Raw genomic sequence first — 16,536 nt, 5'->3', positions numbered from 1 at the left:
AAGTCCGATGAAGTTTGTCTAAATTTCGCCGATGCCAGACTTGGATTAAAACATGAATATGCTACAAAAACTCACTTTATTTTTTTGCCTATTGATTGCGATACCCATATACGCTCAACGGAACATCAAGCTTACCTCGCCGGACGGCAATATTGTATTCGCTTTTAAACTCACGGACAATTTGCCCGTATACCAGGTAACATACAAAGGAAAAGTGCTGATAAAAGATTCCGAATTGAGCATGTCATTTAAGGAGGGTGGTAGTTTTGGTACAAATCTTAAACGACCGGAAGCCCGTTTTGACGAAGTTGATGAAACGTATGACCTGATCGTTGGGAAAACAAAGACAGCAAGAGATCGGCATAATGAAGTGATCATACCGTTGATAGAGCGTGGTGGAGCGGAAAGGCAGCTTCACTTGGTGATTCGTGCTTTTGATGACGGTCTGGCCTTCAGGTACGAATTCCCTAAGCAAAAAAACTGGTCGTCTTATACACTCACGGATGAAGGCAGCTCATTTAATGTTGTGGGTAACCCATTGGTTCGTGCGTTGCTATGGGATAATTACAACAATACCCATGAAGGATTTTATCAGAAACTTTCCGTAAGTGAGATTCCAGCAGACACCTTGATGGATATGCCGGCCCTGTTTGAATTTTCGGATAACGTCTATATGGCCATAACGGAGGCAAATTTGAGGGACTATGCAGGTATGTACCTGACTAAGCGCGACGGCATCCTTAAAAGCCAGCTGTCTCCATTGCAGGGACAGACAACAGAAAAGGTAAAGGCGCAACTGCCGCATCGCACGCCGTGGCGGGTAATGATGATCAGCGACCGGATCGGTGAGTTGCTAGAATCCAATATCCTGACCAGCCTGAATGATCCCTCTCCGGTAACGGATTGGTCTTGGCTAAAACCGGGAAAGACCTCTTTCCATTGGTGGAATGGAGATATTGTCCCTGATACTATTTTTCCGCCGGGCGTTAATTTTGAAACAAACAAGTATTATATAGACTTCTGCGCCCGTAATCATATCGAATATCATTCTGTAATTGGCTACGGTGGGTTTGCATGGTACAAAAGTGACGCGGCGGGTTATGGCGTTGTGGGGCCGCATACCGATGTTACCCAAACCGTTCCGAGTCTGAATATGCAGCAGGTGTGCGATTATGCAAAGGAAAAGGGCGTTGATATCCATGTTTGGGTACACTGGAAGGCGATCTATCCTGATCTCGAAAAGGCGTTTACTCAATTTGAGAAATGGGGTGTAAAAGGAATGATGGTTGACTTCCTGGAGCGGGATGATCAGGAAATGGTGAACATCCAGGAAGAAATACTGAATGTAGCCGCGAAACACAAGCTGTTCATCCAGTTTCACGGAGCCTATAAACCGACCGGTCTGCACCGTACTTATCCGAATGAATTTACCCGGGAGGGGACACATAATTACGAGTTCAACAAGTGGAGTGAGTTGCCTGTCAGCCCTGATCACGATCTCGATATTGCTTTTACGCGTTTGCTGGCTGGAGCGGCAGATTACCATTTAGGGGGATTCAGGGCTGTTCCGGAAGCCAAGTTTAAGACGCAGTATACCAGACCACTGATGATAGGGACTCGTTGTCACATGTTGGCCATGTACGTGGTGTTGGAAAGCTATCTGAATATGGTAGCTGATTATCCCGAAGCGTATGAGGGCCAGCCTGGCTTTGAATTCTTGCAAAAAGTGCCGACAGCATGGGATGAAACACATGTGCCTAATGCCGAGATTGATAAATTCGTTACCATGGCTCGTCGTAAAGGGGCAGCTTGGTACGTCGGAACGATAAATAACACTGAAGCTAGGACGATACAAGTGCCATTGAACTTTTTACCTGAAGGTACTTTTAAAGCAACGCTTTATACCGATGGAGCTGACGTGAGTAGCGATCCTAATGATGTAAATATAGAACTGAAGACTGTTACAAATGAAGATGTGATTACCATACCCTTGACCGCAGGTGGTGGCCAGGTCATGCATTTAATCAAAAATTAACACCTATAAATAATTTCATTGCACCAGCTTATTCGCACAGGCGGAGCTTGGGGACGGAGTAGAATGGACGGTTCCCCTTCCACAGATTTCAACCATACCTCTAGAGTAGGCTTGCAAATGCCGATGCTTACATTGACGACTTGCCGGTAGCTCCCGGCAATGTGTTAGTGTATTTCTTAGAAGCCAGGATTGGAATAGTACGGTTCGACATCTACGTTTGGTGCGTTTTAAGTGTTTCACCTGAATTCTTGGATTTTATTAAAAAGTTTAATTACGTTTGTAGGAGTAAACTAATCACATAAACGTGGCACGCTCCTGTTACTCCTGAGGTTCTCATCACCGTTTAAAGGGAGGAATTATGGACCAAAGCTACTATAGCAAAGATGCTTCGAGCGACGAAGCGCTTGTCTTGCGTATCCAACAAGGCGACAGGGATGCTTTTGCCTCATTCTATGGGCGGCATCGTGCCAATATGTATTTGGTGGCGTACCATTTGCTGCGTGACGAGGATGATGCCCAGGACGCCGTGCAGGAACTTTTTTCCAAGGTGTGGCAACAGGCCGATCGTATTGACACCACTGGCAACATCAAAGGATACCTCTATACCGTATTGCGCAATCGTATCTTAACCGGAATGGCCCGCAGTAAGCACCTCGATGAATACATCAACTCCTACTTGGCCTTCGAACGGCAGAGCGTCAGTACCACCGAGGAAACGGTACTGGTGCGCGAACTGGAACAACTGCTCGAGGAAAAGGTCAACGAACTGCCTCCGAAAATGCGGGAGGTGTACGAGTTCTCGTGGAACGAAAACCTAACCAATAAGGAAATTGCAAAACGGATGGCTATTTCCGAAGGTACGGTGAAGCAACATAAACACCAAGCAATGCGCATGCTGCGCGGTAAGCTAGAGCGGTTGGTTTGTGTATTCCCGCTTTTTTTTTAAATTTTTCATCCCATCAACTATAACCTTTGCCTTTCCCGGTCGTATAACGTCATAAAGGGATGAGAACCTTTGGAGACCAGTTGTAGCACGTATGCACGAACGCGAAGAAATCAGACAATTGTTTGAACGGTATAAGCAGGGGAAGTGTACTCCCGAAGAGAGGGTGCGCTTGCATGCGTGGTTCAATAGGTATGCAGCGAGGGAAGCCAGTGGGTTGGATGACCTGCAAGCTTCCTTTGCTTCGCGATATACCGGTAGGAGGAAATTTCTGCGGTGGCTCCCGTACGCAGCGGCTGTGGTGCTGGTGGCAGGTGTCAGTATTGGGTTATATGTAAGCGATGGTCAAAAGACGTCAGCGGACAAATTCGTTGTGGAAGATATCGCTCCGGGCGGTAACCGTGCCACGCTGACACTCGCGGACGGCCGCGTGGTCGATTTAAGTTCCAAACAGGCCGGTATTATTATAGCAAACGGGATTACTTACCTTGACGGCTCAACCGTTAGCCCGGAAGTGGGAAAGTCCGAAAATCCGGAAGGTCGCCGATTCGATATGGAGAAAGGCAGTCTAACGACGGACTACTATGTACTCAATACCCCTAGGGGAGGAACTTATCAGGTTACATTGCCTGACGGTACCAGAGTTTGGCTGAACGCAGCATCAACACTAAAGTATCCTTCAAGATTTGAAGGGCGCGAACGCGTTGTCGAAATCGAGGGCGAAGGTTACTTTTCCGTCGCGAAAGACGCCGAAAGACCATTTAGAGTCATCAGTCGGGTACAGGAAATCGAAGTTTTGGGTACGGAGTTCAACATTTCTGCCTATGGCGATGAAAACACCGTGACGACGACTCTGGTGAACGGCACGATAGCGGTACGGAATCCGGCGTCCAATCGGGTGGCCAAGCTATCGCCGGGACAACAAAGCACCATCAAGGGGTCAGAAACCTTGGTCGGACAGGTAGAAACCAGCCTATACACCAGTTGGAGAAAGGGCGTATTTTCCTTTAAAAGAACACCTGCCCAAGATGTCATGAAGCAACTGGCTCGATGGTATGACGTGGAAGTCGTTTACAGCGACGGAAATCCCCCAGCCATCACGTTCTCGGGTGAGATGGGCCGCGACGTGAGCCTGCGGACCGTCCTAGAATTCCTGGAACTCTCGGGTATAGCCTTCCGATTGGAAGGCCGCAAACTAAATATCGAGTAACCTTATGCATACCACTAAAAAATAATCGATGGAACGAAAACCGACATAGCCAGATAGCGAGGGAAAACAAACAGGGAAGTGTCTTCAGCATCTCCCCTGTCTTGTTCGGAAAGCCATTTAGTATCAGAGTAAATAACCAGTTTCCAAACCCTGCAAACATACGCATTTTGCGCTGTCTTTAAAAAGCGACGGCGACAATCTTACGCGATGGATGCGGCAGTATAAGTAGATAATGAATGAACCAATTCGTAATTCCGGTTACGGCCGTTTACCGGAGTACATCAAACAAGTAGCTTTGACGATGAAAATCACGGCTTTTTTACTGCTTGCGGGTTGCATGCATCTTAGTGCAACCTCGTTTTCACAAAAGGTAACGTTTACGGCGAAGCGAACGCCGCTGGCCGAGGTGCTTACAGCGGTACAGCAGCAAACTGCCCTGCGCGTAATCTATAACGACAGATACATCCTCCGCGCCCAGCCGGTGACCATCGCGGCGAAAGAAATGCCGCTCGAACGATTCCTTGAGCAGGTATTGGCGAATCAATCACTGACTTTTGCCGTAAGGGAAAAGACCATCATCATCGGCAAAGATAAGGCTTCGCCAAAAAATCAATCTACCGATCCTTCCAATTCAGTACCACAGGAGCGTGTCATCACGGGCAATGTGACAGATGAGTCAGGCATGCCCCTTGAAGGCGTAACGGTGACCGTGAAAGGTACGCAAACCAAGGTGATAACTGATGTTGACGGGAACTATCAAGTAGCGGTTCCCGCTGACGGAATTCTACTGACTTTTACTACCATTGGATTCGAGAGGGCTGAACGGTCGATTGGCAAGGAAAGCAAAGTCAACATCACGATGAAAACCTCCGTCAGTGACCTGGACGAAGTCGTTGTCATTGGGTATGGCACCCAACGCAAGAGCGACTTGACCGGCTCGGTGGTCAGGGTATCCATGGGAGACAAAGAAAACCAAGCTAATGTCAACCTTTTACAAGCACTATCAGGTACTGCCGCCGGCGTAAATATCCAGGCCACAGGCCTCGCGGGCGGCGAACCTAACGTATCCGTCAGGGGCCAAACCTCGCTGTCCGCCAATGATAATCCGCTGGTGGTGGTGGACGGCATTATCTACAACGGGGCCATATCAGACATAAACACGAACGATGTGGAGGCAATAGATATCCTCAAAGACGCCAGTGCAGCAGCCGTTTATGGATCCAGATCCGCTAATGGCGTAATGCTCATCACCACTAAAAAAGGGAAGACGGACAAACCGAACCTGTCGTTTAATATGTATTACGGATATCAGGATATGACCAATAATCCCATGAAGGTCATGAATGCTGAACAATATGCCATCAGGCTGGTAGACTATTTCTACCAACAGGACTTGTATAAGTGGTACTACACAAAGCCAACAAGCGCCGAGGGCAAACCGATGAGGCCCGATGTGACCGACCGGGAACTGGTTGCCGCTCGGTTAAGAACGCAGGAAGAACGCGATAACTACCTGGCGGGCAAATCCATCGATTGGGTGGATGAGGTTACGCGCAGAGCACCCATCCAAAACTATGACCTCAGCCTGTCGCAGCAAACGGAGCGCAATAATTACTTCGTGTCAGCTTCGTATACCGACGAGCAAGGAATACTTTCCAATGACGCGTTCAAGCGGTTCACCCTACGTACCAATTTTGAGAGTAAGGTGACAGACTGGCTGACCTTCGGGTTAAATTCGTCTTACTCCTATCGAGACTATTCAGGGGTGGAAGCAAGTTTTAACAATGCCAGGCGTGCAAGCCCTTTGGCGAATAATAAGATTGGAGCCCCTGATTATGATATGTTCCTAACAGGGGAAACTTATATGCCCTATCCGTTCAACAACCTGAATGTCGACAACAGCGATATCCGCAACAATCTCTTTGTGGTGGGGAGAGCAAAGGTCACTGTTCCCTGGGTAAAGGGCCTCACGAATGAGCTCAATTACTCCAACACCTACTCCGCCAATAACAATAACAGCTTCTATCCGATCAATACGCCCGAAGGGTCGGCCAACAAAGGGGAGGCCCGGAAACACCCATCTCAGGAGAGGAACTGGATCTTGAATAACATTGTGAGTTATCTCGGAGACTTCGGTAATCATCAGATTAACGGTACCTTGTTGTTTAGTCGTGAGAATCGGTATGCAGACAATTCGACGATTAGCAATACCGGATTTGAAAATCCGATTCTCGGATACAACAACATTGGCATGGGCACCCTGCCCGTCGTAGAATCCTCGGCATGGGAAGAAAATAGTTTATCGTACATGGGCCGTGTTTCGTACAGCTACAAGGACCGGTATTTAGTCACCGGTACGGTTCGTAAAGACGGCTTTTCCGGTTTTGCCGCTAACAAAAAATTTGCGACTTTCCCTTCCCTATCGCTGGGCTGGGTACTTTCAGAAGAGCCATTCTTCGACAATGTCAAGGACGTATTTTTAAAGGTCAGGCTTTCTTACGGGAAAAATGGCAACCAGGGCATTGGTCGGTACTCTAGTTTTTCGCGAATGGTTGCTAGGCCCTATGTATACGGTGCCACCACGGCAAATGGTGTGTTGCCGACCTCATTGGGGAACGCCGACCTCGGCTGGGAGACCACTGGGTCCTATAATTTAGGTGTTGATTTTGGCTTCCTGAACCGGCGGATCACCGGATCGGTCGATATCTACAATGCTAAGACAACGGATGTGCTCGTTAGGCGTGCGCTTCCCCCAGCCAGCGGCTACCCGAATATATGGGCCAATATCGGAGCCATCGGCAACCGGGGCGGCGAATTGGAGATGAGGACCATTAACCTACAGGACAAGCTGCGTTGGGAAAGCAGTTTTGTCTTTTCACTGAACAGAAGCGAAATCACACAATTATACGGGGGCGAAGCAGATCAGGATCTCGGAAACTCGTGGTTTGTGGGGGAACCGATCAGCGCTATTTACGACTATGAAATGGCGGGTGGTGTATGGTCAGAAGATGACCTCTACAATGGCCGGACGTTAATGAATTGGTATCCAGGTCAATTCAGATATGTCGACCAAAACGGGGATGGCGTTATTGACCCTAATTCAGACCGGACCATCATTGGCTATGAAGCACCGAATTATCGTTTCAGCATTGGCAACAACCTGTCTTATAATAACTTCAGCCTTTCTTTCCTGCTCAATTCCATACAGGGGGGCAATGGCTTTTACCTCATGGACAATTCCAGAGCCGTCAATGTAGCATGGAATGCTGACGACGTATTCCGCATCAATGCTACGGCCGTGCGTCCATATTGGACACCGGATAATGGGGTAGACAATGCAACAGGCATATATAACACACCGGTGCGGCAAAGCGGAATTTATGAAAGCAGGAGCTTTGTCCGGTTACAGGATATCACGTTCGCCTACCGATTTGCCCCATCCTTATTAAAACCATTGAAGCTGAAAGCGTGCCAGATATACGTCTCTGCCAAAAACCTGTATACCTGGACCAACTGGTCGGGTTGGGATCCTGAAGTCGGGCTGGGCAACTCCGCCGACCAAGACACCCCGTTAAGCAGGAACGTGACCGCAGGTTTCAGGCTTACCTTCTAATGTTTAAAGCAAAGACGATATACATGTTAATAGCTAAAAGTCATGAAAAAATCCATATATAATTTATCCAAGAAGTGGCCAGCACTTGCTCTACTCGTGTTATTTTTGTTCCCTTCGTGCAGTAAGGACATACTTACGGAAGTTCCGCTTGATTTCCTGGCCCCGGAAAATGCCTATCAAAACGTGGAAGGGATCAGGCAGGGCATCACCGGGCTGCATTACAATGTCAGGGAAACGTGGTACTACGCCGACGATATCTATCTGGGTTCATCGCGACAGGACCCATTTGCCATCCTGATCGGCAGCTTGGGCACGGACGTGGCGTTTCACGGCGAAAATCCGGGAGGGAACAGGAAGCTGGTCAATTACCGATCGGAAATGACTTCGCAGGATCCGCAATTCACATATTTTTGGGTAACGTCATATCAGATAATACAGCAGGCAAATGTGCTGATCGCTGGCATCGAAAAATCGGATTTATCCATATGGAACAGTGAAGATCAAAAAAATCAATTCTTGGCCGAAGCCCTGTTCTTCCGATCCTGGATGTATCGCCTTTTAGTGCCTTTGTATGGCGATGTGCCTTTGGTGACAGAAGCCATCAACACGGTCAGGACAGATTTTATCCGTACCCCGAAGGCCGAAATATACCAGTTGTTGGAGCGCGACCTCATTTTCGCCGGCGAGCATCTACCTGCCAGAGGAAGCGAGGAAGCCCCAGGCCGAATCACCAAAGGTGCTGCGTGGCATACTTTGGCCGAAATATACCTGAACCAATCCAAGTTTGAAGACGCTATCGATGCCGCCTCAAAAGTGATTGATGGCGCAGGGTACGCCCTCATGACTAGGCGCTTCGGATCTACACCGGACGTTTTCGGATCCGGTGATTCCTTTTTGGACCTTTTCACTTACGGAAATCAAAATCTGGCAGAAAACAGGGAAGCCATTTGGGTAATCCAGCTCGAGCCCCTTGTCGTCGGAGGGAGAAAATTCCCGGGCGACCGGGGATGGGGTCCGGCCTACTTCCGGATGGGAAACACTCCCGACGGATTCCCCGCATTCAGAGGGGAATTGGTAAATGGTCAATATACCGGTTATTCGGATACGCTCGGGCGGCCCGTATCATGGATAAAACCGACCAACTATGCGGCTTACGATATCTGGAGAAGCGATTGGAACAATGATATCCGAAATGCGAAACACAATATCAAGCGCGATTTTTATTTTGATAATCCAGCGTCAAAATATCACAAACAAAAAATCGATTTCGGCCTTTACCCTCCGGGCTCACGTAACGCGATGCGCGACACATGCCAATACATCTATCCCTACTTCTTGAAACATGCTTCGCCATTGCAGCATTTCACCGACCCCGCACAATCCGGTGCAGGCTGGACGCATAAAGACGTATACGCCATCCGACTTGCTGAAACCATCCTGTTGCGGGCCGAAGCCTACATCGGCCTGGGCAATTTGGACCTTGCGGCCGCAGATATCAATGCTATCAGGGAGCGGGCGCACGCCAAACCTGTTGCTCCTGCGGATGTAGATATCGATTACCTGCTAGATGAACGGGCCAGGGAGCTTTACGGCGAGGAGTTTCGGCATATTACCCTGCGCCGGGTGGGCAAACTGCTCGAAAGGGTCAGGAAATACAACAACAATCCCATCTATCCGGCCTGCAATATCCAGGACTATAATGTACTGTTTCCCATTCCGCAAAGCCAGATTGACTTAAATATTGACCATAAAATGAAGCAAAACCCCGGCTATTAATTCTTATCAAAAATTATTAACTGCAAAACGAACAATGACCATGGAAAAAAGAAGGGATTTTATCAAGAAGGCAGCCATTGCTTCCGCAGGCCTCACCTTTGGCGGGCCGATGATTTTCAGTGCAAAAAGCTACAGCAATATCATGGGAGCGAATGACAGGATCCGCGTCGCCACCATTGGCGTAAATGGCCGCGGCAACAGCATGTCCTCCACTTTTGCCAAACAAAAGAATACCGAGGTGGCTTGCATCTGTGATGTGGACGAGCGGGCCATTCCCAAGACGATCAAGCGCGTCTTGGACGCCGGGCAGGCCAATGCTCCCCGCCCAGAGAAAGACTGCCGTAAACTACTGGAAGATAAATCTATTGACGCTATATATATTGCCACGCCCGACCACTGGCACGCACCGCTTACTATCATGGGCTGTCAGGCCGGGAAAGATGTCTACGTGGAAAAACCCATAAGCCATAACCCGCGGGAAGGCGAACTGGCCGTCGCCGCAGCAAGGAAATACGATCGCGTGGTCCAGATGGGGGCACAGCGCCGTTCAGCACCTACCCTTGCCGAAGGCATTGAAGCCCTACATAATGGCATCATCGGCCGCGTTTATTTTGCAAAAACATGGTATACCAATAACCGCAAGCAAACTTTTCTGAAACCAGGTGCTGTACCCTCTTGGCTTGACTATGAACTATGGCAAGGCCCCGCCCCCCGCATGGCATATAAGGAGGGGTTGATCCACTATGACTGGCACTGGTTCTGGCATTGGGGTACCGGAGAGGCACTAAACAACGGCACCCACGAAGTGGATGTGGCCCGGTGGGGCCTGGGAGTGGACTTTCCCATCCGCGTTAGCTCGGTAGGAGGCCGGTATCAGTACAGAGACGATTGGGAAACACCCGATACGCAAGTCATCACGATGGATTATCCCGGTGGCATATCCCTGATGTGGGAAAACAGAAGTTCAAACGGACGGCAGATCGAAAGTAGGGATCGTGGCATTATCTTCTATGGCGAAAAAGGAAGCCTGGATACCGGTGGCGATATGTATACTGTTTATGACAGTGAAGGTAAGTTGGTCAAGGAAGTAAAACCCCAGCAGAAAGAGGAAAGCATGCAGGGCCGCAATACGGCCAGTCCAAGCCTCGGTCTGGACAGCCTTCATGTGGCAGATTTCCTAGACGCCATGCGAAACAGGCGTCGGCCAAACTGCGATGTGGAGCTTGGCCATAAGAGCACAATGGCGATGCAAATCGGGAACATTGCGTGGCGACTGAAACGCGATATCCAGTTGGATCCGGCTAACGGCCATATCATTGGCGATAAGGAAGCACAACAACTGTGGAGCCGGGAATACGAAAAAGGCTGGGAGCCTAAGGTTTAATTTATTGATGTTGAAAAACAGTTAATCATTAAAAAATTATGCTATCAAAATATTGTCTTTTAGGTGTTGCCATTGTTATAGGTACCTTGGCATGTGAAAGCCAGCCGATCCTCTCTCCTAAAGAGATTGGAATGGTTTCCTATACGTATAGGAATGAATTTGCGAACGATGTGCCAGCCACATTGGATGAAATCCAGCGATTGGGTATCGTTGACATGGAATTTTCAAACCTCTTTGGGCAGACCGCCCAAGGTCTACGGAAACTCCTTGACGAAAGGAAAATGTCGTGTTCTTCATTTGGTGTCAGTTACGGCGATCTAGTCAATAAAACTTCTGAAGTAGCCGAGAATGCCAATGCATTAGGCGCGAAATATGTGCGCGTGGCGAGCATTCCGCATGAGCGTGGTTCATTCACGTTGGAAGAGGCAGAGAAAGCCGTTACCGATTTCAATAGGGTGGGCAAGGTACTTCGGGATGAGTACGGCTTGCTATTTATTTACCACAATCACGGATTTGAGTTCCATCCGCATGAAGGCGGTACATTGTACGACTACATTGTGAATAATACCGACCCCGAATACGTGGGTTTCGAGCTGGACATCCTTTGGGCATTTTTCCCGGGTTTCGATCCGGTGGAGCTTTTGGAAAAATATGGTTCCCGGTACAAGGCACTTCATTTGAAAGACCTGAAGCAAGGGGTGGAAGGGAACCTATCCGGGAGTACCGCCAAGGAAAATGACGTGGCATTAGGGACCGGCCAAATCGACATCATCGCCATTTTAAAAGCGGCCAAGTCAGCAGGGGTAATGCATTACTACATAGAGGATGAAAGCGACCGCATCGACGAGCAGGTACCGCAAAGCATCCACTACCTAAAAAACTTGCGCAATTAAATCGCGACGGCTACTGCACCACCTTATTCGCACAGGCGGAGCTCGCAAATGCCTCTGGCTTGGCCTTGAAGACGAAGCCCATACTGAGGATATAGCCCATGGCGTCGTGCAGCGCAAGGTTGGATTTGAACATCGGATTGGTATTGATATCAGCGTGTACTTCAAGGTCTACGTGATAGCGGTCAAGCAGGTCGCAGAGTGAATAGGCAATTTCAATGGAGCGCTGCACCTCGGCGAGCATACGCTCTTTGATACTCATTTTTTGGCTGGTGCGATCCTGGTGGATGTACATGAAACCACCCTTTCCCTCACGGACAAACACGATGACCGCAGCAAATTCGGTGGTGCCGCTTTTTACCTGAGAGTCGGTGCCGATGCAGACTTTGAGCTTATTGCCCAAGGCATACTCACGGGCAATCGTGGCGGATACTTCATCAAGGATGGGTTGGCGTAAGGGTTCGCCACTGAATTTTTTCCAAGTCATAAAAGTGGGGTTAATGAATGATACGGAAAAGAACTTTATTGAATGCGACATAAAGTTACCTATAAAAAGGCTTTAATACCAATAACTTAGTGTTATGTTTTTATTAACAGACAAACGGTTTTCAACACCGTCATTCCTTTACCCCATACGCCAAATCGCCAGCATCGCCTAGCCCAGGTACAATAAAGGCTTTACTGGTCAGCTCGCTGTCCACATCGCCGACCCACAGTTGTACTTGGGGCAGGAACGCTTGTACATGAGCGATACCTTCTTCGCTGGCAATGGCTGACACAATAAAGAGCGACTTGATCGCAAATTCATCCAGCAGGTCCTTACAAGTGAGCACGGCCGTCCGACCTGTTGCCAGCATGGGATCAACCAAGATAACCGTGCGGTTGTCTAAGCCGACACTGCTAACGTATTCCTTTCGGATTTCGAACGTGCCGCTTTTTTTTGTCTTGCGATAGGCACCGACAAAGGCACAGTCGGCGTGGTCGAAAACATTAAGCATACCTTGATGCATGGGTATCCCGGCTCGGAGAATCGTAGCCAGTACGGGCTGTTCATGAATCAAAGACGTCTCCGCAACACCGAGTGGCGTTTCAATCTCCATAGGTTCATAGGTTAGCGTTTTGCTGATCTCGTAGGCAAAGATTTCTCCTAATCGTTCAAGATTTCTTCGAAAGCGCATGCGATCCTGTTGCACTTCGATATTACGCAATTCGGCGAGGAAATGGTTAGCAATGCTGTTTTGCCGGGTTAGGATATGAACCATAATTCAATATGTAAATAATTTCACCTGCTTTCATTATCTTTGTTCTCTTGCTCTTAAACAATCCAAGTCTTCCTTGGTTTTAATGATCAGCATTACATGAAGTTTAAACTCACATCAGAATACATGCCTACAGGTGATCAGCCTGAGGCCATCCGACAGCTTGTTGAAGGTGTCAATGCCCGTGAAATGTATCAAACGCTATTGGGGGTAACCGGATCCGGCAAAACCTTTACGATTGCCAACGTCATTCAGCAAACCCAGCGCCCTACACTGATATTGAGTCACAACAAAACACTGGCTGCGCAACTTTATGGCGAGTTCAAGCAGTTTTTTCCCGAGAATGCGGTTAACTATTTTGTTTCCTACTACGATTACTACCAACCGGAGGCTTATATCGCCTCTTCGAATACCTATATTGAAAAGGACTTGGCCATCAACGACGAAATCGAGAAATTACGGCTGCGCACAACCTCCGCATTGATGTCGGGGAGGCGTGATGTCGTCGTGGTTTCATCGGTATCCTGCATTTACGGAATGGGCAATCCGGAAGATTTTTCCCGTTCCGTATTTCGTTTTGGGGTCGGCACCGTCATCAGCCGTAACGCTTTCCTGCATCGCCTGGTGGAAATTTTATATTCGCGCACGACCACCGATTTCAAACGGGGAACTTTCCGCGTTAAAGGTGATACGGTTGATATATTTCCGGCATACCTGGATGAGGCGTACCGTATTTCTTTTTTTGGCGACGAAATAGATGAGCTGAGTGTAATCGACCCGATCTCCGGCAAGACACTCGAAAAGATGGAGACGATGGCGTTATTTCCGGCGAACCTGTTTGTAACGCCAAAGGAAAAATTCACCCAATCATTATGGGCAATAGGAGAGGAATTGGAGTTGCGTAAAGAACAATTGCTGCATGATGGCAAACCATTGGAAGCCAAGCGGCTTGAGGAACGTGTCAATTATGATTTGGAGATGATGCGCGAACTGGGATATTGCAGCGGTATCGAAAATTATTCCCGCTTTTTTGACGGTAGGCAGCCCGGTATGCGCCCCTTTTGCCTACTGGATTACTTTCCGGATGATTATTTGATGGTCATCGATGAGAGCCACGTCACCATTCCACAGATCCGGGCGATGTACGGCGGTGACCGTTCGCGTAAAATTTCGTTGGTAGAGTTTGGCTTCCGGTTACCCGCGGCGTTGGATAACCGGCCACTGAATTTCCCTGAATTTGAATCGTTGGTGGCACAGACCATCTATGTAAGCGCTACGCCGGGCGATTACGAGCTACAAAAGACGGAAGGCGTTGTGGTGGAACAGGTCATCCGGCCAACGGGCCTTGTGGACCCCGTGATTGAAATCCGACCCGTGGTAAATCAAGTGGATGACTTATTGGATGAAGTAGACCGCGTAATCAAGGAGGGGGGGCGGATATTGGTGACCACCCTGACTAAGCGCATGGCTGAGGAACTGACCAAATACATGTCAAAATTGGGCATCAGGGTGCGTTATATCCACTCGGAAGTAAAGACATTGGAGCGGGTTGAAATTTTGCGCGGATTGCGATTGGGTGAATTCGACGTTTTGGTGGGCATCAATTTACTACGCGAGGGCTTGGATTTGCCAGAGGTAACGTTGGTAGCTATTCTGGACGCAGACAAGGAAGGGTTTTTGCGGTCGGAACGGTCACTTATCCAAACGATTGGCCGGGCTGCACGGAATGATAGAGGACGTGTGATTATGTATGCCGATACGATTACCGAAAGTATGCGCATCACCATCGAGGAGACAAACCGCCGCCGGGATAAACAAATCCGATATAACGAAGAACACGGCATCACGCCGCGGACGGTGGGCAAATCCAGGGAGGCTATCTTAGGGCAGACATCTGTGGCCGATTTCAAGGGTGGCGAAGCCAAGATTTATGTGGAGCCCGACCGTACAAGCAGTATAGCTGCGGATCCACTGGTACAATATATGAGTAAGCCACAGATGAAACAAGCCATCGAAAAGGTACGCAAAGACATGGAAAAATCGGCCAAGGAAATGGACTTCTTGCAAGCCGCAAAGTTGCGTGATGAACTATTTGCCTTGGAAAAAACCTATTCGGATTTGTTTGGTGATCAGTGATTAGTTAAACCGTTCAGGGTCAAAAAGCCGGATATCCGCAGATGTCTTTTCCCCTTGTGCGAGTTCGGAGACAATCTTTCCTGCTGCGGGTCCCAAACTCAGGCCCATCATCCCCATTCCGCCAGCAACGATCAGGTTGTTGATGGTGGACGAGTGTCCAATATATGGTAATCCGTCTGGTGAGCAAGGACGGAATCCATGCCAAATAGCCTGCTTTTCGGGCATGGGTAGCCGATATTCCGGATAATAATCCGGTATGGCACCCACGATACCTGCTACACGGTTCATATTCACGTGATGATTAACCGGAGCCAGCTCCATGGTGCCGCCGATGCGCACTTTGCCTCCCATGGGCGTCAGCGCGACGCGCGCCTCCAATAGCAGAGCGGGGTGCCTTACCTTGCCTTCAAATGCATTGGTCATGAATGAATAGCCCTTGCCCGGCATCAACGGTACGGTGAGTCCTGTTTTTTTGGCCAGGGTACCTAACCATGCCCCACCGGTAAGTACAACGACATCCGCCGATAACTCTCCAGCGGTGGTAATGACTTTAGTGATTTTTCCGCCATTGCGTTCAAAGCCCTTCACTTCGGTGTGCGATTTCAGCCCAACCCCGAGCTGTTTTATTCGATGTATCAAACTAGCCATGAGCGCAGGAGGGTGGAGGTGGGCGTCGCTACGATAATGTGTGGCACCCATCACATCCAATTTTACGTCGGGTTCAAGGGCTTGTACCTGTTCATGGGTCAATATTCCGACATCCAACCCCAGGGCTGTGGCCTGCTCGGCCAAATGAACTTCTTCCGCAGCCGTTTTCTCCGTCTTAAACAACATGAGAATGCCCCGGCATTCCAATCCAAACTCATCACCCAATTCGTTAGCCAACTCATTGTAGAGGTCCTTACTCAGGTTATTCAGTGCTAGGATATCCGGCGCTGATCGAACAACGTGTTGTTCATTGGCGTGCCGGATAAACTTGAGGCCCCACGAAATTAACGAGAGGCTGGGCGACGGTTTGACATAGAATGGGCTACGACTATTGAATAGCCATTTGATCCCCTGCGTAATGATGCCGGGAGCAGCCAATGGCGTGAAATGACTCGGCACAATCATCCCAGCGTTGCCATAAGAACAATTGTCGGTAAAGTCATCCCGGTCTACGACGGTTACTTTCCAACCTCCTTTTGCAAGGTAATATGCGGATGTAAGCCCTATGATTCCACCACCTACGATGATTACTGAGCCTTTATCAAGATTGCTCATTTGTTGTTTTTGAACTTTTGCTAGTTA

At 48.8% G+C, this 16,536-nt stretch carries 11 protein-coding genes; 8 read left to right on the top strand and 3 right to left on the bottom strand.

Features of this window, described 5'->3' with window-relative positions:
• Positions 1-52 precede the first annotated feature (52 nt).
• The 7 genes from IEV98_RS02915 (at position 53) to IEV98_RS02885 (ending at position 11,854) form a co-directional block, all read left to right on the top strand.
• Positions 53-2,035, top strand: a complete 1,983-nt coding sequence (locus IEV98_RS02915) for a glycoside hydrolase family 97 protein (RefSeq protein WP_229738538.1) — start codon at positions 53-55, stop codon at positions 2,033-2,035.
• A 358-nt stretch (positions 2,036-2,393) separates the two neighbouring features.
• Positions 2,394-2,981, top strand: coding sequence for an RNA polymerase sigma factor (locus tag IEV98_RS02910; RefSeq protein ID WP_188504425.1), 588 nt, complete (start codon positions 2,394-2,396; stop codon positions 2,979-2,981).
• Positions 2,982-3,072: 91 nt separating this feature from the next.
• The gene (locus IEV98_RS02905) at positions 3,073-4,188 is read left to right on the top strand and encodes a FecR family protein (protein WP_188504424.1); all 1,116 of its coding nucleotides are present in this window, start codon (positions 3,073-3,075) and stop codon (positions 4,186-4,188) included.
• Positions 4,189-4,420: 232 nt separating this feature from the next.
• The gene (locus tag IEV98_RS02900; RefSeq protein WP_188504423.1) at positions 4,421-7,801 is read left to right on the top strand and encodes a TonB-dependent receptor; all 3,381 of its coding nucleotides are present in this window, start codon (positions 4,421-4,423) and stop codon (positions 7,799-7,801) included.
• A gap of 42 nt (positions 7,802-7,843) precedes the next feature.
• A complete protein-coding gene (locus tag IEV98_RS02895; RefSeq protein ID WP_188504422.1) occupies positions 7,844-9,577 on the top strand; it encodes a RagB/SusD family nutrient uptake outer membrane protein in 1,734 nt (577 codons plus the stop codon).
• Between the two features lie 40 nt (positions 9,578-9,617).
• Positions 9,618-10,961 carry a Gfo/Idh/MocA family oxidoreductase gene (locus tag IEV98_RS02890; protein WP_188504421.1) on the top strand — a complete coding sequence of 448 codons (1,344 nt, stop codon included), beginning with the start codon at positions 9,618-9,620 and terminating at the stop codon, positions 10,959-10,961.
• 38 nt (positions 10,962-10,999) lie between these two features.
• Entirely contained in the window at positions 11,000-11,854 is an 855-nt protein-coding gene (locus tag IEV98_RS02885) for a sugar phosphate isomerase/epimerase family protein (RefSeq protein ID WP_188504420.1), read from the top strand.
• 10 nt (positions 11,855-11,864) lie between these two features.
• On the opposite strand, the gene IEV98_RS02880 is transcribed toward IEV98_RS02885, so the two are convergent.
• Together IEV98_RS02880 and upp are read right to left on the bottom strand one after the other, a co-directional pair.
• A complete protein-coding gene (locus IEV98_RS02880) occupies positions 11,865-12,338 on the bottom strand; it encodes a ribonuclease H-like YkuK family protein (RefSeq protein WP_188504419.1) in 474 nt (157 codons plus the stop codon).
• Positions 12,339-12,468: 130 nt separating this feature from the next.
• Positions 12,469-13,113, bottom strand: a complete 645-nt coding sequence (gene upp / locus IEV98_RS02875; protein WP_188504418.1) for a uracil phosphoribosyltransferase — start codon at positions 13,111-13,113, stop codon at positions 12,469-12,471.
• A gap of 96 nt (positions 13,114-13,209) precedes the next feature.
• Between upp and uvrB the strand changes: the two genes are divergently transcribed.
• Positions 13,210-15,246: an excinuclease ABC subunit UvrB gene (uvrB, locus tag IEV98_RS02870; RefSeq protein WP_188504417.1), complete on the top strand. Its 2,037-nt coding sequence runs from the start codon at positions 13,210-13,212 to the stop codon at positions 15,244-15,246.
• Here uvrB and IEV98_RS02865 read toward each other — a convergent pair whose 3' ends face one another.
• A complete protein-coding gene (locus IEV98_RS02865) occupies positions 15,247-16,509 on the bottom strand; it encodes an NAD(P)/FAD-dependent oxidoreductase (RefSeq protein WP_188504416.1) in 1,263 nt (420 codons plus the stop codon).
• Between the last annotated feature and the right edge of the window lie 27 nt (positions 16,510-16,536).

Source organism: Parapedobacter pyrenivorans, assembly GCF_014636865.1.
Taxonomy (GTDB): Bacteria; Bacteroidota; Bacteroidia; order Sphingobacteriales; family Sphingobacteriaceae; genus Parapedobacter; species Parapedobacter pyrenivorans.
The sequence above is the reverse complement of the archived record's forward strand: the minus strand, read 5'-3'. Positions and strand labels throughout refer to the sequence as shown.